General features: G+C 63.9%; 15 protein-coding genes and 1 riboswitch. Of the genes, 9 read left to right on the top strand and 6 right to left on the bottom strand.

What is annotated here, in order from left to right; genetic code table 11:
• Positions 1–10: 10 nt before the first annotated feature.
• Positions 11–364 carry a hypothetical protein gene (locus ACE3TY_RS17610; protein WP_374655371.1) on the bottom strand — a complete coding sequence of 118 codons (354 nt, stop codon included), beginning with the start codon at positions 362–364 and terminating at the stop codon, positions 11–13.
• 264 nt (positions 365–628) lie between these two features.
• Here ACE3TY_RS17610 and ACE3TY_RS17605 point away from each other — a divergent pair, with 264 nt between their 5' ends.
• Entirely contained in the window at positions 629–5455 is a 4827-nt protein-coding gene (locus ACE3TY_RS17605) for an NAD-glutamate dehydrogenase (protein WP_374655369.1), read from the top strand.
• 126 nt (positions 5456–5581) lie between these two features.
• On the opposite strand, the gene ACE3TY_RS17600 is transcribed toward ACE3TY_RS17605, so the two are convergent.
• A complete protein-coding gene (locus ACE3TY_RS17600) occupies positions 5582–6214 on the bottom strand; it encodes a LysE family translocator (protein WP_374655367.1) in 633 nt (210 codons plus the stop codon).
• Positions 6215–6365: 151 nt separating this feature from the next.
• Positions 6366–6443: riboswitch (SAM riboswitch) on the top strand.
• Positions 6444–6508: 65 nt separating this feature from the next.
• Between ACE3TY_RS17600 and metA the strand changes: the two genes are divergently transcribed.
• From metA to ACE3TY_RS17560, 8 genes are all read left to right on the top strand, one after another.
• Positions 6509–7426 (top strand): homoserine O-succinyltransferase, encoded by a 918-nt coding sequence (gene metA, locus ACE3TY_RS17595; RefSeq protein ID WP_374655365.1) that lies wholly within the window; start codon positions 6509–6511, stop codon positions 7424–7426.
• Between the two features lie 274 nt (positions 7427–7700).
• Positions 7701–8627 (top strand): chorismate mutase, encoded by a 927-nt coding sequence (pheA, locus tag ACE3TY_RS17590; protein WP_374655363.1) that lies wholly within the window; start codon positions 7701–7703, stop codon positions 8625–8627.
• Positions 8628–8657: 30 nt separating this feature from the next.
• A complete protein-coding gene (gene hisC, locus ACE3TY_RS17585; protein ID WP_374655361.1) occupies positions 8658–9758 on the top strand; it encodes a histidinol-phosphate transaminase in 1101 nt (366 codons plus the stop codon).
• Positions 9755–10636: a prephenate/arogenate dehydrogenase family protein gene (locus tag ACE3TY_RS17580; RefSeq protein WP_374655359.1), complete on the top strand. Its 882-nt coding sequence runs from the start codon at positions 9755–9757 to the stop codon at positions 10634–10636. Before hisC ends, ACE3TY_RS17580 begins: the two co-directional genes overlap by 4 nt.
• Before the next feature lie 4 nt (positions 10637–10640).
• Positions 10641–10958: a chorismate mutase gene (locus ACE3TY_RS17575; RefSeq protein WP_374655357.1), complete on the top strand. Its 318-nt coding sequence runs from the start codon at positions 10641–10643 to the stop codon at positions 10956–10958.
• A 154-nt stretch (positions 10959–11112) separates the two neighbouring features.
• A complete protein-coding gene (locus ACE3TY_RS17570; RefSeq protein WP_374655355.1) occupies positions 11113–11697 on the top strand; it encodes a hypothetical protein in 585 nt (194 codons plus the stop codon).
• A 72-nt stretch (positions 11698–11769) separates the two neighbouring features.
• The gene (locus ACE3TY_RS17565) at positions 11770–13455 is read left to right on the top strand and encodes a methyl-accepting chemotaxis protein (protein WP_374655353.1); all 1686 of its coding nucleotides are present in this window, start codon (positions 11770–11772) and stop codon (positions 13453–13455) included.
• A 174-nt stretch (positions 13456–13629) separates the two neighbouring features.
• Positions 13630–15054 (top strand): homospermidine synthase, encoded by a 1425-nt coding sequence (locus ACE3TY_RS17560; protein ID WP_374655351.1) that lies wholly within the window; start codon positions 13630–13632, stop codon positions 15052–15054.
• Between the two features lie 176 nt (positions 15055–15230).
• Here ACE3TY_RS17560 and ACE3TY_RS17555 read toward each other — a convergent pair whose 3' ends face one another.
• The 4 genes from ACE3TY_RS17555 to ACE3TY_RS17540 form a co-directional block, all read right to left on the bottom strand.
• Positions 15231–16133 carry a DUF2125 domain-containing protein gene (locus tag ACE3TY_RS17555; protein WP_374655349.1) on the bottom strand — a complete coding sequence of 301 codons (903 nt, stop codon included), beginning with the start codon at positions 16131–16133 and terminating at the stop codon, positions 15231–15233.
• Positions 16130–16855 (bottom strand): ABC transporter permease, encoded by a 726-nt coding sequence (locus ACE3TY_RS17550; protein WP_374655347.1) that lies wholly within the window; start codon positions 16853–16855, stop codon positions 16130–16132. The genes ACE3TY_RS17555 and ACE3TY_RS17550 overlap by 4 nt, the downstream gene beginning before the upstream one ends.
• A 30-nt stretch (positions 16856–16885) precedes the next feature.
• Entirely contained in the window at positions 16886–17614 is a 729-nt protein-coding gene (locus tag ACE3TY_RS17545; RefSeq protein ID WP_374655345.1) for an ABC transporter permease, read from the bottom strand.
• Positions 17615–17935: 321 nt separating this feature from the next.
• Complete coding sequence (locus tag ACE3TY_RS17540) at positions 17936–18736, bottom strand: transporter substrate-binding domain-containing protein (protein ID WP_374655343.1); 801 nt, start codon at positions 18734–18736, stop codon at positions 17936–17938.
• Positions 18737–19224: the final 488 nt, after the last annotated feature.

The raw sequence follows: 19224 nt of genomic DNA, 5'->3' as shown, positions 1-19224 counted from the left end.
AGAAATGATCTTACGGCGCCAGGACCGCGTTGTGGAACAGCAGCGCGATGAAGGCCGCCAGCGTGAAGGCCGCCAACCCCAGGCCGAAGACGACGATCTGGCTGAGCCGGTCGGTCGGCCGCAGCTCCTTTTCGAGCTGCAGGCGCGCGGTCGATCGCTTTTCCTTGCCGATGAGGAAGACGAGATAGGCACGCTCGCCGAACAGCAAGGGCATGGAAATGCGGAAATCGACCGGGTGCCGACGCTGAATCGTTCCCTGTGCCACGCGGCTGATCGCTTCCGCCTGCGCCGGGGTCAGACTGTCCCGGACATCTTGCGGTAACTTGCGCAGGAACGCTTCGCCGCGGACCTCGTCCATCAGCATGATCCATCTCCTTCGGGCGCCATGATCGGCCCATCGCCTTCTCTTTCTCCGAGAATGACCGGCGATGGTTTAAATTTTCTTTACCAAAACAGGATTAGATGCGTGAAAACGGCGCCGAAGGCCCGCGAAACAATCGATTAGGCATCTTTCCGCCGGGGATTGCCGGCTTTGTGCCGGATTGGCTCTTTCGCTCCGCATCGGCTAGAATTGCAAATAAATACAAAGACTAACCCACCAATAACTGTCATCGGGGATATCATTATCATGCGAGCGGAAAAGCTGAAGGACCAGCTGATCGACGAGGTCGTGCGATTTGTCGGCGAACGGATTGAACGCAAACGCGGACCACAGATCGAAACCTTCATCCGCGAATTTTACGCCAATGTCCCGCAATCGGACATTGCCGGCGAAAGCCCGGAAGATCTGTTCAGCGCCGCCTTGTCGCTGGCCAATTTCGCGCAAGGCCGGACGCCCGGCCAGGCGAAGGTGCGCGTTTTCAATCCCCGCATCGACGAGCATGGCTGGCGCAGCCCGCATACGGTGGTCGAGCTCGTCAACGACGACATGCCCTTCCTGGTCGATTCGCTGACGGCGGAAATGAACCGCCAGGAACTCGGCGTGCATCTCGTGATCCACCCGATCATGCGCACCGTGCGCGACGCCAAGGGCCAGCTGACCGCCATTGCCGCCGAGGGCGGCCAATCCGATTCCGCCAAGCCCGAATCCATCATGCAGCTTCGCGTCAACCAGGTGGCCACGCAAGGCGAGCTGGACGCCATCAAGGCGCGGATCGAAATCGTGCTGCGCGACGTGCGCCTGGCCGTCGAGGACTGGCAGAAGATGCGCGCCAAGCTCGCCGCCGCGATCGACGAAACGGCCAAGCGCAAGCTGCCGCTGCCCAAGGAGGAAGTGACCGAAGTGGTCGATTTCCTCAAATGGATCAATGACGATCACTTCACCTTCCTCGGCTACCGCGAATATATCTTCGCCGGCGAGAAGGAGAGCATCACCTACCACATCAAGAAGGAGGCCGGCCTCGGCGTGCTGCGCGATGCCGAAGTTCGCGTCTTCGAAGGCATGCGCAATCTCGATGCGCTGCCGCCGGATGTCCGCAGCTTCCTCGCCCAGCCGAAGATGATCCTGGTCACCAAGGCCAATCTCCGTTCGACCGTGCACCGCAACGTGCATCTCGACACGATCGGCATCAAGATCTTCAACACCAAGGGCGAAGTGGTCGGCGAGCATCTCTTTGCCGGCCTCTTCACGTCGGTGGCCTATAACCGCTCGCCCTGGGACATTCCGCTGCTGCGCGACAAGGTGGAATCGGTCGCCCGCCGCGCCGGCTTCAGCCGGCAGAGCCATGACGGCAAGGCGCTGGCCCATATTCTCGAAACCTATCCGCGCGACGAACTGTTCCAGATCGATGCCGACGAATTGCTGGAAACGTCGCTGGGCATCCTCAACCTGCAGGACCGCCAGCGGGTGGCCCTTTTCGTCCGCCGCGATCCCTACGAACGGTTCCTGTCCTGCTTCGTCTATCTGCCGCGCGACTGGCAGACGACGGAACTCAGGCAGCGCATCCAGAACATCCTCAGCAAGGCCTTCAACGGCCGCGTCTCCAACTTCTTCGTCTATCTCACCGAAAGCCCGCTGGCGCGCGTGCATCTCATCATCGCGACGACGCCGGGCGAAATTCCGCCCTATGACGTGAAGGAACTGGAACAGCTGGTGGCCGATGCCTGCCGCTCCTGGGCCGATCATCTGAAGGACGCCCTCATCGAGGCCAAGGGCGAGGCCGAGGGGCTGACGCTCCTGCGCAGCTACGGCGATGCCTTCCCGCTGGGCTTCGAGGAATATTTCAACGCCCATGCGGCGGTCTCCGACATCGACCGGATCGAGGAAGCGCTGAAGGAGAACAAGACCGCGATCAACCTCTACCGGCCGATCGAGGCCGGCGAGAACGAGTTGCACCTGAAACTCTATAAATCCGGCGAGAAGATCGCCCTTTCCACCGTGCTGCCGTCGCTGGAGAATTTCGGCCTCAAGGTCATCAGCGAAAACCCGTTCGACGTGCGCCCGCAAGGCCAGGAGCAGCCGATCTGGATTCACGCCTTCACCATGGTGACGGCCGACGGCGCCGAGGTGGATATCGCCGCCATCCGCGACAAGTTCCACGAGGCCTATGCCAAGATCTGGACCGGGCAGATGGAGGATGACGGCTTCAACCGCCTGGTCATCACCGCCGGCCTCGACTGGCGCGACATCACGCTTGTGCGCGCCTATTGCAAATATCTGCGCCAGGCCGCGATCGCCTTCAGCCAGTCCTATATGGAAGCGACGCTCAACGCCAATCCCGGCATCACCCGCAACATCCTGCAGCTGTTCCACGTCCGCAACGATCCGGACTTTGCCGGCGACCGGGATGCCAAATCGCTGAAGATCTCCGAGAAGATCGCCGCCAAGCTCGATGCCGTCGTCAATCTCGACGAGGACCGCATCCTGAGGCGCTATCTCAACGCCGTGCAGTGCACCTTGCGCACGAACTTCTATCAGCCGGCAGCCGAGGGCGGGCCCAGGGAATATGTTTCCTTCAAGCTCGATTCGGCCAGGATCGACGAATTGCCGCTGCCCCGTCCGATGGTCGAGGTCTTCGTCTATTCCCCGCGCGCCGAGGCCATTCACCTGCGCGGCGGCAAGGTCGCCCGCGGCGGCATCCGCTGGTCGGACCGGCGCGAGGATTTCCGTACCGAAATTCTGGGCCTGATGAAGGCGCAGATGGTGAAGAACGCCGTCATCGTGCCGGTGGGCTCCAAGGGTGGCTTCGTGGTGAAGCGCCCGGCGCAGGGCGACCGCGACGCCGTCATGGCCGAAGTGGTGCATTGCTACAAGACCCTGATGCGCGGCCTTCTCGACATCACCGACAATCTGGTGGGCGGCGCCGTGAAGCCGCCCTTGAAGGTCGTGCGCCACGATGGCGACGATCCCTATCTGGTCGTGGCCGCCGACAAGGGCACGGCGACCTTCTCCGACATCGCCAATTCGGTTTCGCGCGATTACGGCTTCTGGCTCGACGATGCCTTTGCGTCAGGTGGCTCGGCCGGCTACGACCATAAGAAGATGGGCATCACCGCCCGCGGCGCCTGGGAATGCGTGAAACGCCATTTCCGCGAGCTTGATCACGACATCCAGAATGTCGACTTCACCTGCGTCGGCGTGGGCGACATGTCGGGCGACGTGTTCGGCAATGGGATGCTGCTGTCGCAGCACACCAAGCTGGTCGCCGCCTTCAATCATATGCACATCTTCCTCGACCCCAATCCGGATGTGGGGGCGAGTTTTGCCGAGCGCCAGCGGCTCTTCAACCTGCCCCGCTCCGGCTGGAACGATTACAAGCCCGAACTGATCTCGGCCGGCGGCGGCGTGTTCGAAAGGAAGGCCAAATCGATCAAGCTCAGCCCGGAAGTGAAGCAGCGTTTCGGCTTCACCAAGGATCAGATGACGCCCAATGAGCTCATCCAGCTGCTCTTGAAGGCGGAAGTGGATCTGCTCTGGTTCGGCGGCATCGGCACTTACGTCAAGTCGGCCGACGAGACTCATGCCGATGTCGGCGACCGCGCCAACGATGCAACCCGCGTCAATGCGGTGGATCTGCGCTGCCGGGTCGTGGGCGAGGGCGCCAATCTGGGTTGCACCCAGCGCGGCCGCATCGAAGCGGCCCTCTCCGGCAAGCGCCTCAACACCGACGCGGTCGATAATTCGGCCGGCGTCGATACCTCCGACCACGAGGTCAATATCAAGATCCTCATCAACGAGGCGATCTCCGGCGGCGACCTCACCATGAAGCAGCGCGACAAGCTGCTGGCCGAGATGACCGACGAGGTTGGCACCCTGGTGCTGCGGGACAATTACCTGCAATCCCAGGCGCTCTCGGTCGCTGAGGCGCAGAATTACACGCTCCTCGACCAGCAGGGCCGCTTCATGCGCGGGCTCGAACGCGCCGGCCGCCTGGACCGCGCCATCGAATTCCTGCCCGATGACGAGATCATGCGCCATCGCCTGACGCAGCGCGTCGGCATGACGCGCTCGGAAAGTGCCGTGCTGCTCGCTTATTCCAAGATGGCGCTCTATGACGAATTGCTGCCGTCCGATCTACCGGACGATCCGCAATTGGCCGACGATCTCGTCTCCTATTTTCCGGTGAAGCTGCAGGAAGGCTATAAGCCGCTCATCCAGAAGCACCGCCTGCGGCGCGAGATCATCTGCACGGTCGTCACCAACAGCCTCGTCAACCGCATGGGCGCCACTTTCGTCCATGTGACCAAGGAGAAGACCGGGCAGAGCGCCTCCGCCATCGCCCGCGCCTATGCCATCACCCGCGGCGCCTTCAAGCTGCGTGAAATGTGGTCGGCCATCCAGGCGCTCGACAACAAGGTCTCGGCCAGCGTGCAGACGTCGATGCTGATCGAAGTCAACCGGCTCGCCGAGGCTTCCACCCTATGGTTCCTCAGGAATGGCGAGCAGCCGCTCAACATCGCCGCCAATATCGCCGCGACCGAGCCCGGCATCGTCGCCATCGAAGCGGCGCTCCCGAAGATCCTGTCGGCGGCGGACCAGCAGGCCAACACCAAGCGCTATGGCGCGCTCATGTCGGCCGGCGTCCCGGACCAGCTGGCGCGCCGCGTGTCGCAGCTGGGGAGCATCGGCACGACCCTCGACGTGGTGAAGATCGCGGCCCAGACCAGGATCAAGGTCGAGGATGTGGCGGCGACCTATTTCGCCATCGGCGACCAGTTCGATATCGACTGGCTGCGCGCCGGCGCCAAGGGGCTGATCGGCGACAGCCACTGGCAGCGGCTCGCGGTCTTCGCCATCGTCGACGACCTCAACACGCACCAGCGCGATCTGACCAGCGCGGTGCTCGCCAACGATCTGGCCTTGACCGGCGAAAAGGCGATCGAGGGCTGGAAGTCCAAACGCTCCGGCGCCCTGCCTCGCGCCGAAGCCCTCTTCGCCGATCTCCGCCAGGTCGGCAAACTGGAACTGGCCATGCTGGCGGTGGCCAACAGGGCGCTGAGGAGCTTGCTGGATTAGGTCGATTGGCTTTCCCTCATTGTCATCCCCCGCGCAGGCGGGGGATCCACGAGTTGCTTTCGTCAGTCTCGAATGGACTCGTGGATGGCCCGCCTGAAGCGGGCCATGACAATTGAAAGAACCGACTCAGACCTTCGCCGCCCCCAGGATCAGCCGCAGGCCCAGCGCCGTCATCAGCGCCCCGGCCGTGCGGTCGATCCAGCTCTTGGCGCTCAGATAAGCCGCGCGCGGGCGTTGCGCCGAGAAGGCCAGCGCCACGGCGCTGTACCAGCCGCCTTCGACCAGGAACAGCAGGAAGGGCAGCGCCACGATCACCGCCGCCGATGGATGGGCGGGAAGAAGTGCCGCGAACACGCTTGAATAGAAGATCACCGTCTTCGGGTTGGAAAGCTGGGTTGCCAGCGACAGCAGGAAAGTACGCAACAGGCCTCTGCCGCCGGCCGCCAAGTCACTGTCCGATGCCAGCGGCCGCTTCGCCCCACGCCACAACATGTAGCCAAGATAGACGAGATAGGCGCCGCCGCCGATCTTGAAGCCCATATAGAGCCATTCGACCTGCATGAAGAGCGCCTGCAGCCCGATGACGGCGAGTGTCGCCAGCACCATGCCGCCCGCCCCCATGCCGAGTGCCGCCGCAAGGCCGTGCCCCCGCGATTGCGACAGCGAGATGCGCGCCACCAGCAGGAAGCTGGGACCCGGACTGATGGCACCCACCAGCATCGCGAGCATGATGGCCAGAACAGCATATGCTTCGATCATGAACGGCTCCTTTCTCATTCGTCATGGCGGCCAGGCAAGTTCGCCCGCATTATGCGGCAAAATGCCTCACGACATGCTCGAATCGCCGCCCCGGGCGGCCCTCAAGGCTCGACGAATCGTATTGTAGCCTGGGTGCCGGTTCGGCTAAATAGAGCCCTTCCGTGGTGATTTGGCCGGCCGGCTTGCAGCCACGTAAAAAAACTCGCTAAAGGGCCGCCCGAGATTTTCAAGACTGGAATCTCAGGGCTGCGGGCCCCGGAGCGAGCCATTTGCCGTTTTTTTGGGTGACCGCACATGCCGATCAAGATTGCCGACAAGCTTCCTGCCTTCCAGGCCCTCCAGAACGAGGGCGTGCGCGTGATGACCGAGACGGCGGCGATCCGCCAGGATATCCGTCCGCTGCAGATCGGCCTCTTGAACCTGATGCCGAACAAGATCAAGACCGAGCTGCAGATCGCGCGCCTGCTCGGCGCCACCCCCTTGCAGATCGATCTCTCCCTGATCCGCATCGGCAACCATGTCGCCAAGAACACGGCGGAAGACCATCTGCGCACTTTCTATCAGACCTGGGAGGATGCGCGGCATCGCAAGTTCGACGGCTTCATCATCACCGGCACGCCGGTCGAGACGATCTCCTATGAAGACGTTACCTATTGGCGGGAGATGCGGCAGATTTTCGACTGGACCACGACCAACGCCCATTCGACGATCAATGTCTGCTGGGGCGCCATGGCGGCGCTTTACCATTTCCACGGCATACCGAAGCATCAGCTCACCGAGAAGGCGTTCGGCGTCTACGCCCAAAAGATCATGAAGCCGTCATCGCCGTACTTGATCGGCTTCTCGGATGATTTCGTGATACCGATCTCGCGCTGGGCTGAAATCAGAACCGCCGATGTGGCGGCGTGCCCGGATGTCGAGGTGCTGGCCTATTCCGACGAGAAGGGTGTCTGCATCGCCCAGAGTCGCGGCACGCGCCGTCTCCACGTGCTCGATCATATGGAATATGACGCGACGTCGCTGGGCGACGAGTATGCCCGCGATGTCGCGGCCAAGGTTCCCATCAAATTGCCCCACGACTATTTTCCGAACAATGATCCGGCCCAGGCGCCCCTGAACCGCTGGCGCCCGCACGCCCATCTCTTCTTCTCGAACTGGATCAACGAGATCTATCAGACGACACCCTTCGAGATCGAGAAGATCGGCCAGTAGGGTCCGCGGACCCTACCCTTTCCGCCAATCTTCCGGAATCCGGCATTTGAGCCTTTGGGGCCGCGATTTCCCGGCTGAGGCCACCCCCAGGCTCAGGGCCCGGAAACCGGACCGGCGCCAGGGAATTGGCGGCCCTGGCAACGGTTTCTTGCAAGGTTTTCTTTGCTTTTCCGCCCCTTGGCGGCTATCACTGGCGCCGATCGGCCGCCCCGCCGGACCGAGCCGGTTGGATCGAAGCGGGCGGGTTCGGATAGCCTAGGGATGGTTGGGGGACATGCAGGGGCCAAGTGGCACTGAGGGCGGCACCGGGGACGAGCTGGTCCAGCTGCGCCAGAAGATCGATGCGGTCGACAGCCAGCTGCACGATCTCCTCATGCAGCGGACGGAACTCGCGGTCGCGGTCGGTGCCGCCAAGGCGGCGCGCCAGCCGGTGAGCGGGGATTCCCCCGCCGAGGGCGCCAAATTCATTCGCCCCGCGCGCGAAGCCAAGATTCTCCGCCGCCTCATCGCCCGCCACAGCGGCAAGCTGCCCAAGGCCGTCATCGTGCGCATGTGGCGCGAGATGATCTCGGCCCTGCTGCAGGTCGAAGGCCCCTTTGCGGTGGCCGTCTATGCCCCGGCCGGCCAGCCCGGCTTCTGGGACCTGGCGCGCGACCATTACGGCAGCCGCGTCAGGATCGTGACCTGCAGCCGCGTCGATCGCGCCCTTTCCGCCGTCATGGACGGATCGGCCACGGTCGCGGTCCTGCCCTTCCCGCGTGAGGACGATAGCGGCCCCTGGTGGCGCCGGCTTGTGGGCTCCGCGCAGCTCCCCCATGTCATCGCGCGCCTGCCCTTCGGCGATCCCGGCAACCAGCGCAACCCGGATCTGCAGGCGCTCGTCGTCGGCCGCACGCCGACCGAACCCACCGACCGGGACCATTCGCTGCTGGTGCTGGAAGCGCCCGAACCGGTCAGCCGCTCGACACTGAGGCAAGCCCTGGCCGGTGTCGGCTTCGTCACCAGCTTCATCCATGGCGGGCGCGACCATCAGGATTCCGACCTCAACCTGGTCGAGGTCGCGGGCTATGTCGATGGGCTCGATCCGCGCCTGGGGCTGGTCGCCGCGGCGCTCGGCAAGGATGCGCGGCTGCACAGCATCGGCTCCTATGCCGAACCGCTCACCAAGGAAGAACTGGCCGACGAACCGGCCGACCACTGATATCCGGCGCCCAGCGCCTGGGAGAAGACAATGACCCTCACCGTTCGTCCCGGAATCCTCGACATCGCCGCCTATGTGCCGGGCGAGCATGACCTCCCCGGCTCCGGCCCCATCTACAAGATGTCGTCGAACGAAAGCGCGCTCGGCGCCAGCCCGCTTGCCATGGACGCCTACCGGCAGGGTGCCGCCGAGCTGCACCGCTATCCCGACGGCGCCAGCCATCACCTGCGCAAGGCCCTCGCGCGCGAGGTTGGGGCCAAGGAAGACGAGATCATCTGCGGCACCGGCTCGGACGATATCCTGGTCCTCATCACCCGCGCCTATGCCGGCCCCGGCGACGAAGTGCTCTATTCGCGCCATGGCTTCCTCATCTATCCCATCGCCGCGCAATCGGTCGGCGCCACACCGGTGACGGCGCCGGAAAAGGACCTCACCACCGATGTCGATGCGTTGCTGGCGGCGGTGACGCCACGGACCAAGATCTGTTTCGTCGCCAATCCGAACAATCCCACCGGCAGCTACATTCCGGCCACCGAGATGAAGCGCCTGCGCGACGGGCTGCCCGCCAACGTGCTGCTCGTCATCGACGCGGCTTACGCCGAATATGTCGACAAGCCGGATTACACCGACGGCGCCGAGCTGGTGAAGCAGTACGACAATGTCATCATGTCCAGGACCTTCTCCAAGATCCACGGCCTCGCTGCCCTGCGCCTCGGCTGGGCTTACGGCCAGAAATCGATCATGGACGTGCTGCACCGCATCCGCGGCGTCTTCAACGTGGCGGCCCCGGCGCAGCTTGCCGGCATCGCCGGCCTGGCCGACACCGATCATGTGAAGCGCTCCAAGGCGCATAACGATTATTGGCTGCCCTGGTTCGCGGCCGAGGTGAAGCGCATCGGCCTCCACCCCTACCCAAGCGTCGGCAATTTCCTGCTGGTGCGCTTCCCGTCCGATCCGAAATTGAACGCCGACGCCGCCGAGAAATTCTTGAAATCGCGCCGCGTGCTGGTGCGCAAGATGGGCGCCTATGGCCTTGCCGATTGCCTGCGCATCACCATCGCCGAGGAAGCGGCCTTGAAAGCCTGCGCGCAGGGCCTCGCTGACTTTGTGGCCAGGGCGGCTACGCAATGACGGGCCCGCTCTTCAGCCGCATCGCCATAATCGGCATCGGCCTCATCGGCTCGTCGCTCGCGCGCGCCATCGCGGCCGAAAAGCTCAGCAGCGAAATCGCCATCTTCGACGCCAGCGCCGATGCGCGCGCGGCGGCGGTCGAACTGAAGCTCGGCAAGGTCGCGGACAATCTCGGCGCGGCCGCGGCCGATGCAGACCTCGTCATCGTTGCGACGCCGATCGGCGCCTATGCGGATCTGGGCCCCGCCCTCGCCCCGCATCTCAAAGCCGGTGCCATCCTCACCGATGTCGGCTCAGTGAAGCAGGCGGTCATCCGCGATCTCGGGCCCCATGTGCCGGAAGGCGTCCATTTCATTCCCGGCCACCCGCTCGCCGGCACCGAGCATTCCGGCCCCCGCGCCGGCTTCGCCGAACTCTTCAAGGGCCGCTGGGCGATCGTGACGCCGGTTCCCGGCAGCGATCCAACGGCCACCGAAAAGCTCAAGGCATTCTGGTCCGCCCTGGGTTCGATGGTCGAAGTGATGGAACCCAGCCATCACGACCAGGTGCTGGCCATCACCTCGCATCTGCCGCATCTCATCGCCTACACGATCGTCGACACGGCAACGCAGCTCGAAACCTCCACCCAGTCGGAAGTCATCAAATTTTCCGCCACGGGCTTCCGCGACTTCACGCGTATTGCCGCGTCGGATCCGACGATGTGGCGCGACATCTTCCTCAACAACCGCGAGGCGGTGCTGGAGATCCTTGGCCGTTTCACCGAGGATCTGACCGCGATGCAGCGCGCGATCCGCTGGGGCGAGGGCGACAAGCTCTTCGACGTCTTCACCCGCACCCGCGCCGTCCGCCGCGCCATCATCGACGCCAAGCAGGCGTGACACGATGGGCGCCCGCCGCAAGACCTGCAAGGACATGAACGATGTGCGCGACGCGATCGACGCCCTCGACCGCGAGATCGTGACCTTGCTTGCCGACCGCCTGCATTTCATCGGCGAGGCGGCGCGCATCAAGAATAGCCGCGACGCCGTGCGCGACGAGGCGCGCATCGAGGATGTGATCGCCAAGATCCGTGCCGCCGCGACGGCCACCGGCATGAACCCCGACTTTATAGAACCGCTCTATCGCGACCTCGTCGAACGCTCGATCGCACACGAATTCGCTCTCTTCGACCGGCGCCACGCGGACAAGGGATCGCGCTAGGATTCCAATCATCGAAATCCGTCATCGCGCTTAACGACCACTTAAGTCCCTCCGCCCTACACTGCGCTGCCCCGTTCCCGACCGCCACGCCGGTCCGGACCGCGCCAACGACGACCGTGCGCAAGCCGCGCCAAACGCAGATGTGAGGAAAACCATGTTTAGGAACATCATTCTAAGCGCCGCTCTCATTGTTGCCGCCGGCGGCAGCGCATTCGCCGACGATGCCGAAATCAAGGCCAAGGCGGAAAGCTTCGCCAAGAGCGATATCGCCGCCTGGGCGACCGATCCCGCGATCGTCGCGGCGGTCGAGGCCGCCAATGCCGAGCATGCCGCGTTCGACCAGGCGAAGATCGACGGGCTCGACGCGCAGTGGAAGGCGGAGGTCGGCGCCGCCGCGCAGCCGCTGATCGATTCAGTGGTCAACGCGCCCATTTCCGCCAAGCTCAAGGAGAAGTGCGGCGGCTCCAATGGCCTCGTCACCGAAATGATCCTGATGGACAATAAGGGCCTCAATGTCGGCGTCTGCGATGCCACCAGCGATTACTGGCAGGGCGACGAAGGCAAATGGCAGAAATCGTTCGGTGCCGGTGCCGGCGCCATCTTCGCCGACGATGTCGAACAGGATGAATCGACGCAGCGCTTCCAGCTGCAGACCAGCGTCACCGTTGTCGATGCCAGCGGCGCTCCAATCGGCGCACTCACCGTCGGTCTCGATGCCGAAGGATTGATGGCGCAATAATCCGGTATGGCCGGCCGGCGTCATCGGCGCCGGCCGGCTGCGGCGATTGCACCATCTGGACGGAGGCGATCCATGCAGACGATTGGGGAGAATGCACCGCATCGCAGGCGCCGCTGGAACATCGGGCGCAAGCTTGCGGCGATCATCGCGGTCGGCGTGGTCATCGGCTTTGCACTGGTATTGACGCTGCAATCCTGGGCGCAGCGCCAGATGGCGCTCGACGAAGCCGGCGTCAATCGCCTGGCCATCGCCAGGCTGATCGCGGGCCAGGTGGCGGGCGGCGTCAAGTTCAAGAAGGCGGACGCCATCGCCAAGGGCTATCAGGGCTATCTTGGCGAACCCAGTTCCGCGCTCACCGCCATTCTCATCTTCGATGTCGGCGACGCCAGGCTTTCCGAGGGCGTCAACAAGGATCTGCCCGCGATCGACCTTGCTGCCCTGCTGCCGGCCGCCAAGCCGGCGGTCGAGAAGAACGAGGCCTATGCCGAGCTCACGCCCACCCATCAGATCGTTTTCGTTCCGGTGCTGGAGGGCGCCGGCGACAAGGCGCGGCGCATCGGCACGGCAGGCCTTGCCTGGAGCACGGCGCCGCTGGCGGCCGCTTTGCACCAGCAGTTGGTCCGAGCCGTCTCGATCGCCCTGGGTGTCATGCTGGTCCTGCTCGCCGCGGTGCTGTGGATGATCCGCGTTTCAGTGAGCAAGCCGCTGGTCAAGGTGGCGAGCCTCATCGGCGGCAAGCAATCCGGCGAGCGATTGCAGGCCGAGCTGGGCACCACGGTGCGGCGCGCCGACGAGATCGGCGACATCGCCCGCGCGCTCACGGCGTTCCACGATGCCGAGGACGAGCTGGCGCGCCTGCAGCGGCAGCAGAACGACGCCCGCACCCAAAGCGAGCGCGAACGCCAGGACACGGCCCAGCGCCTGGCCCGGGAATTCCGCGAGACCGTGGGTTCGATGGCCGAGGCGCTCTCGACCGCGATCGGGCAAGTGCGCGCCACGACCGATCGATTGGCCAGCGCCGCCGACGAGACCGAGCATAAATCCTCGATCGCCGTGCGCGGGGCGGAAGCGACCAGCCAGAACGTGCAGACGGTGGCGGCCGCGGCGGAACAGCTTTCGGCCTCCGTGAGCGAGATTTCGCGCCAGGTCGGCGAATCGGCGCGCCGCGCGGAGACCGCCGCGGCAGGCTCGGAGCATTCCAACCAGAAAATCGCCAGCCTGGACGAATCCGTGGCGCGGATCGGCCAGGTGGCGCAATTGATCAGCGATATCGCCAGCCAGACCAATCTGCTTGCGCTCAACGCCACGATCGAGGCGGCGCGCGCGGGCGAGGCGGGCAAGGGCTTCGCCGTCGTGGCCCAGGAAGTGAAGAACCTCGCCACCCAGACCGGGCGCGCCACCGGCGACATCTCGGTGCAGATCGATGCGGTGCAGCAGGCGACCGCCGGCACGGTCGCCGCCATCAAGGCCATCATCGACGGCATCCAGGAGATCAATCACCTGGCGCGCGGCATCGCCACCGCCGTCGACCAGCAACAGGCGGCGACGTCGGAAATCGCGCGCAGCGCCCAGGATGCGGCGGCCAGCACGCAGCAAGTGCATTCGAGCGTGCTGGAGATTTCCGGCTCGGCCGCCCTCACGCGCGAAGCCGCCACCATCATCCGGCGCGAGACCGACCAGCTCTTCGCCGAGACGCAGCGCTTCCGCACCGAGGCCGGTCATTTCCTCGAGCGCCTGGCCGGTGGTCCCGGCGCCTGAGGCGCCGTCGCGCAACATAAAAATTTCCCTTGCGAGTCCGCCCGATTTTCCGTAAGTGCCGAAGTTCGGGGCTTTTCGGTCGACAATCCCGCGTTTGTGGCGTCCTTTTCGGGCAAAGCCGGCTGTGCAGAACGACGCAGCAACACCGACCGCCGTTTTTCAGACATGAGGTAGATGATGGCAAAGTTTCCCTTCAAGGGCCGTATTGTAATGATTGGTTATGGCTCGGTCGGCCGGTGCACGATGCCGCTGATCGAGCGTCACTTCGACATGCCTTTGAGCCGCGTCACGGTGGTCGACGGTCATGACCATTCGGAAGACGCCGCGCGTTTCATCGAGAAGGGTGTCAATTACATCGTCGAGCCCTTGCACGAGGGCAATTACACCAAGGTTCTCGCCAAGCAGCTGGGCAAAGGCGATCTCCTGATCAACCTGTCGGTCGAGGTCGATTCCCTGGCGCTCATCGCCTGGTGCCAGAAGCAGGGCGTGCTCTACATCGACACCTGCATCGAGCCCTGGGCCAACTACTACGACAATACCGCCATTCCCGAAGAGCAGCGGACCAATTACTATCTGCGGCACCGCGCCCTGGAAGCAGCGAAGAAATTCCCCAAGAACGGTCCCTCGGCCCTGCTCACGCACGGTGCCAACCCGGGACTCATCACCCATTTCATCAAGCAGGGCGTGCTCGACATCGCCCGCATGCGCGGCCTCAAATTCTCCAAGCCCAAGAACCGCGAGGAATGGGCCAGGCTGATGCGCGATTGCGGCGTCAAGGTCATCCACGTGGCCGAGCATGATCTGCAGGTCACCGACGTGCCGAAGATGCCGGGCGAGTTCTGCAACACCTGGTCGATCCCCGGCTTCGTCGGCGAAGGCTGCCAGCCGGCCGAACTGGGCTGGGGCACGCATGAGAAGAAGCTGCCCGAAAACGCGGTCGAGCATAAGGTCGGCTGCAAGGCCGCGATCTATCTCCGGCAGCCCGGCTGCACGACCGAGGTCAGGTCCTGGACCCCGCATGGCGGGCCGATGATCGCCTATCTCATCACCCATGGTGAGTCGGTCACCACCGCCGACTATTTCACCGTGACCGAGAAGGGCAAGGCGGTCTTCCGCCCGACCGTGCATTACGCCTATCACCCCTGCGACGATGCCGTTCTGTCGGTGCGCGAGTTCCAGGAAAAGAACTTCACCATGCAGAAGGATGTGCGTCTGCTGGGCGAGGAGATCGTCGAAGGGATCGACGAACTGGGTGCTCTCCTGATGGGCGATTTCGGCGCCTATTGGTACGGCTCGCAGCTTTCGATCCACGAAGCGCGCCGCATCATGGGCCCGGAATATAACGCGACCTCCCCGCAGATCGCCTCGCCGGTGCTGGCCGGCGCCATGTGGCTGATCGAGAATCCCAATCGCGGCGTGGTCGAGCCGGAAGAGATCGACCACGACTACATCCTCGACATCTGCCGCCCGTATCTCGGCCCGGTGGTCGGCTGCTACACCGATTGGACCCCCTTGAAGGACCGCAACGTCCTCTTCAAGGAAACCAATCTCGATCAGACCGACCCCTGGCAGTTCGAAAACTTCCGCGTGCGGCGGTAGAATGAGAAAGGCCCGCTCCCTGGAGTGGGCCTTTTTGTTCAAGCCTTCACGATAAAGCCCTCCCACCTTCAGGGGGGAGGGTTGGGTGGGGGCCGCAAGCGATTGCTGCCGCGAAAACGAGACCGAACCGCCCCCCTCCCGACCTCCCCCCTGAAGGTGGGAGGAGTTTCATTCCCCTACCAGTTCAACCTCGGCAGCGGCGCAAGCTTGATCGGCCCCACCCAGACGAAACCCTCTTGCAGGCTGAGGCTGATCTTCACCAGGGCCTTGCCCGCTTCATCGGGCTTGGCGAGGCCGTTGACCATCAGCAGCGCCGTCTTGGCGTTGCGCGCATCCAGGAGCCCGTCCTGCTGCAGCAATGCGACCGTCTCAGCCACGCCATGGGCACGCAGCGTCAGCGCGCCCAGCGGCTGCAGCGCCTCGTCGAGCGCCAGCGTGCCCTCGCCGGCTGCCGCGAGCGGCGCCTGGGCGAAGTTGAATGATTTCAGCTCCAGCACGCCGCCGGCATTGGCCCAGCCGGCCAGGGCCTGGCCGACATCCGGCGCCATCGGCACCGGCCCCATGATGGCACCACGCGCTGCCAACGCCTCGATCGGACCGGCGGTCACCGCGCGCTGGCCTTCCGGCAGCGTCACATCCGTCGCCGTCAGGTCGAACTCCAGCAGCGGCTGGTGATAATCCGCGGGCGGCGCCGTCGGGATATCGATGCTGCCATCGAGCGCGGCGGCCTTGTAGATGCCGGGCGCGCCGCTGACGCTGACATCGCGGGCCGTGACGATGACTGTGTTGAGATTCCACGGCTTGATCTCGGCAATCGCCGAACCCGCCGCGATCCGGGCCGCCACGCCACCCTGCAGCCGCATCTCCGCCGCGCCGAAATCGCGGCGGAAAGCGAAGGGAAAGCCGCCGATCGACCCGTCCGCGATGGCAACCTCGTTGCCGGCGGCGCGCTGCTGCTCGACCCAGGCGTCGATCCCATCCTGCAGCCGTCCGGCCACGTAATACCAATAGCCGGCATAGGCACCGCCAAGAACCAGAAGCGCCACGCCGAGGCAGAGGGCGACCGTCTGCAGCTTCACGCCTTGGCTGCTGCTTTGACGCTGCCGGGTATGGCCAGCCGGTCCTTGTTGAGCTTGCGCTCCATCCAGTTGAGGCCACGCGTCAGCACATAGACCGTGACGAAATAGATGATTCCGGCGCCGATCAACGTGTCGTAGACGCGGAACGTATCGACGCGGATCGTCGTCGCCGTGCCCATCACTTCATAGACGGTGACCAGCGAGGCAAGCGACGTAGCCTTCAGAAGCAGGATCGTTTCCGAACTCATGGTGGGCAGACAGATGCGCACCGCGCGCGGCAGCGTGATGCGCCGGAAGACCTGGAAGCGGCTCATGCCGAAGGCGCGCCCCGCCTCGATCTCGCCATGCGGCACGGCAAGGATCGCGCCGCGCAGGATCTCCCCCGTATAGCCGGCCGTGTTGAGGCTCAATGCGAAGACCGCGTACCACAGCCCGTCGCGCAGGAACGGAAAGCCGCGCATCATCCAGCCCGGGATCAGCTGGCCGAGGCCGTAATAGATGAAATAGAGCTGGATGAGAAACGGCGTCCCCCGCATCGTGAAGATGAAGACGCGCGCTGGAATCCACAGCAGCGGGTTGGGCGACAGGCGCGCCACGGCGACGGGCACGGCGAGGATGTTGCCGACGACGCTCGACGAGATGGTGAGGAACAGCGTCAGGGGCAATGCCATGATGAGCTGCGGCATCACCACGGAGAACATATAGATCGGATCGAATTTCATATGGCTGGCTTCCCGGTCTCAGGCCCCGTCTCAGGCTCGTCGCACGCCGCGATTGGCGCGCTTCTCCAGACGGCCGGTGACATACATCGAGATCCCCGACACGATCATGAAGACGATAGCCGTCGCACCGAGATAGAAGATGAAATGCTTGGTCTGGTTGGCGGCACCCCGCCCCACCGCCATGATATCGCCGATATCGGCCACGACGCTGACTAGCGCGCTGTCCTTGGTGATGTTGAGCCATTGGTTGCCGAGGCCCGAAATGGCATAGCGGATCATCTGCGGCAGGATGATGCGGATGAATCGCTGCGGCCCGTGCATGCCGAAGGCCTTGGCGGCCTCGATCTGCCCCTTGGGCACCGCCTGGATGCCGCCCCTCAAGACGTCGGTGAGATAGGCGCCGTAGATGATGCCCAGTGCCGCTATGACAGCGCCGAACGGATTGATCTCGACACCGCGCTCGGCAATGCCCACGGCCACCAGCAGGCTGGAGAGCGACGAGGTGCCGGCATAGAAGATGAGGAAGATAAGCAACAGTTCCGGCACCGATCTCACGACGGTGGTGTAGACCTCGCCGGCGCGGTTGAGCGACCTCACGTGGCAGAGCTTCGCCCAGGCCCCCAGCATGCCGATGCCGAAGGCGATCGTATAGGCGCATGCCGAGATGAACAGCGTGTTGTAGACGCCCCGGAAGAACTCGTCGCCATAGCCCGTATCCCCCCAGGCCAGGGTCGCCAATAAGGATTGTTCAGCCGCCAAAGCTGGTCCCCTCGTAATGCCTCAAAACCTTCCCCGTCGGCCGGGTTCGCCCCGGCTCGCTTGTCTCTGCGGATCGTACCCCCCGCCCCCCGCCGGCAGCAACACCGCATTGCGTTGCGGGCCGAGGTAATGGCCGGTTTTACCACCTATTGTCATGCCCCGCGCAGGCGGGGCATCCATGAGTTACTTGCTTGAAAGACAAACTCGCGGATGGCCCGCCTAAAGCGGGCCATGACAGCCGAGTTGAACCGGCACCCTTGCGAAAGCAAAACCGCCCGGTCCTGTCGGGCCGGGCGGTCTGTCACATGACTTAAACCGATCTTAGAAGGTCGGCTTCACCAGCATGCCGTCCAGTTCCGGATACTTCTTGGTGATCTCGTCATACTTGCCGCTCACCACCACTTCCTTGATCGCCGCGTTGAGCATGTCGAGCGTCGCCTGATCGTCCTTGCGGACGGCGGCACCGACACCTTCACCCATGATCGGATCGGCCGGAACGACGGCCTTTTCCTCGTAATCCTTGCCGGCGTCCGAAGCCATGAACGGAGCCAGGGTCGAACGGCCTTCCTGGACGTAATCGACGCGGCCGGCGGCGAGGTCGGCCAGCGCCGTGTCGAGACCGTCATAGGTCTTGACCTCGGCGGCGGAACCGAAGCGCTTCTGCAGGAACTTCGAATGGATGGTGGCGTTCTGCGCCCCCATGATCTTGCCGCTCATCGATTCCGGCTTGTCGAAGTCGATCTTGGTCGCATCCGATTTCGGGCCGATGATGATGGTGGTCGAATCGTAATAGAAGTGCGTGAAATTGACCTGCTGCTTGCGGTCGTCGTTGATCGTCATCGAGGCGAAGATGAAGTCGATCTTGCCTTCCTGCAGCGCCGGGATGATGCCGTCCCAGGCGGTCGGGGTCATTTCGCACTTGATCTTCGCCGCGTCGCACACCGCCAAGGCGAGGTCGACTTCCCAGCCGGTCCACTTGCCGCTGGTGTCCTTGGTGGCGAAGGGCGGATAGTCGGTCTGGTCCATGCCGACCTTGTAAACCTTGTCCTGCGCCTGCGCGCTGACCGCCATGACGGCCAGGACTGCACCGGCGACGAGGCTCCCAAACAAGCTCTTTTTCATGATCATTCCCTGGTCAAAGTTGACGACACCGATACCTGTCTCATCTGCCGTCCCGCTGGCCGTTCTGCTGTCGGCCGTTAGGCGGGGGGTGGATCGGCTGTGTGAAAGACTAGCATAAGGAAATCCGGCTTGGGTAGCCGCGATACAGGCGTCAAATAGACAATTCCGCGTGAGAAACGCCTGTGATTGGGCGGTATTAACCTTCGAAACGCCGGATTTCCAAGGCCGTCATCGCACGGCGCCACAACCCCTCACCCCACCCCCTCTCCCCATTTCATGGGGCGAGGGGCTTATTGCCGAGACTCGCTCGAACCTCCCTCGCCCCGCTTGCGGGGAGAGGGTCGGGGTGAGGGGTGGTTGCATGGTATAGACCGGAGAGATAGGTAACAGTTTGGACCGGAGAGATGGGTAACAGGTCAACATGGTCGGCAAGGGGGACTTGCCGATGCCTTGGAAAGAGACCTGTGTCATGGATGAGCGTTTGCAGT

This window comes from Dongia sp. (assembly GCF_041918875.1).
In the GTDB taxonomy this organism is placed as follows: Bacteria; Pseudomonadota; Alphaproteobacteria; order Dongiales; family Dongiaceae; genus Dongia.
Note: the sequence above shows the minus strand (reverse complement) of the source record. Positions and strands in the feature narration are given on the sequence as shown.

Excerpts from the sequence above, each read along its gene's own strand:
- ACE3TY_RS17610 (WP_374655371.1), bottom strand. The coding sequence starts at position 364 with ATGCTGATGGACGAGGTCCGCGGCGAAGCGTTCCTGCGCAAGTTACCG.
- ACE3TY_RS17605 (WP_374655369.1), top strand. The coding sequence starts at position 629 with ATGCGAGCGGAAAAGCTGAAGGACCAGCTGATCGACGAGGTCGTGCGA.
- ACE3TY_RS17600 (WP_374655367.1), bottom strand. The coding sequence starts at position 6,214 with ATGATCGAAGCATATGCTGTTCTGGCCATCATGCTCGCGATGCTGGTG.
- metA (WP_374655365.1), top strand. The coding sequence starts at position 6,509 with ATGCCGATCAAGATTGCCGACAAGCTTCCTGCCTTCCAGGCCCTCCAG.
- pheA (WP_374655363.1), top strand. The coding sequence starts at position 7,701 with ATGCAGGGGCCAAGTGGCACTGAGGGCGGCACCGGGGACGAGCTGGTC.
- hisC (WP_374655361.1), top strand. The coding sequence starts at position 8,658 with ATGACCCTCACCGTTCGTCCCGGAATCCTCGACATCGCCGCCTATGTG.
- ACE3TY_RS17580 (WP_374655359.1), top strand. The coding sequence starts at position 9,755 with ATGACGGGCCCGCTCTTCAGCCGCATCGCCATAATCGGCATCGGCCTC.
- ACE3TY_RS17575 (WP_374655357.1), top strand. The coding sequence starts at position 10,641 with ATGGGCGCCCGCCGCAAGACCTGCAAGGACATGAACGATGTGCGCGAC.
- ACE3TY_RS17570 (WP_374655355.1), top strand. The coding sequence starts at position 11,113 with ATGTTTAGGAACATCATTCTAAGCGCCGCTCTCATTGTTGCCGCCGGC.
- ACE3TY_RS17565 (WP_374655353.1), top strand. The coding sequence starts at position 11,770 with ATGCAGACGATTGGGGAGAATGCACCGCATCGCAGGCGCCGCTGGAAC.
- ACE3TY_RS17560 (WP_374655351.1), top strand. The coding sequence starts at position 13,630 with ATGATGGCAAAGTTTCCCTTCAAGGGCCGTATTGTAATGATTGGTTAT.
- ACE3TY_RS17550 (WP_374655347.1), bottom strand. The coding sequence starts at position 16,855 with ATGAAATTCGATCCGATCTATATGTTCTCCGTGGTGATGCCGCAGCTC.
- ACE3TY_RS17540 (WP_374655343.1), bottom strand. The coding sequence starts at position 18,736 with ATGAAAAAGAGCTTGTTTGGGAGCCTCGTCGCCGGTGCAGTCCTGGCC.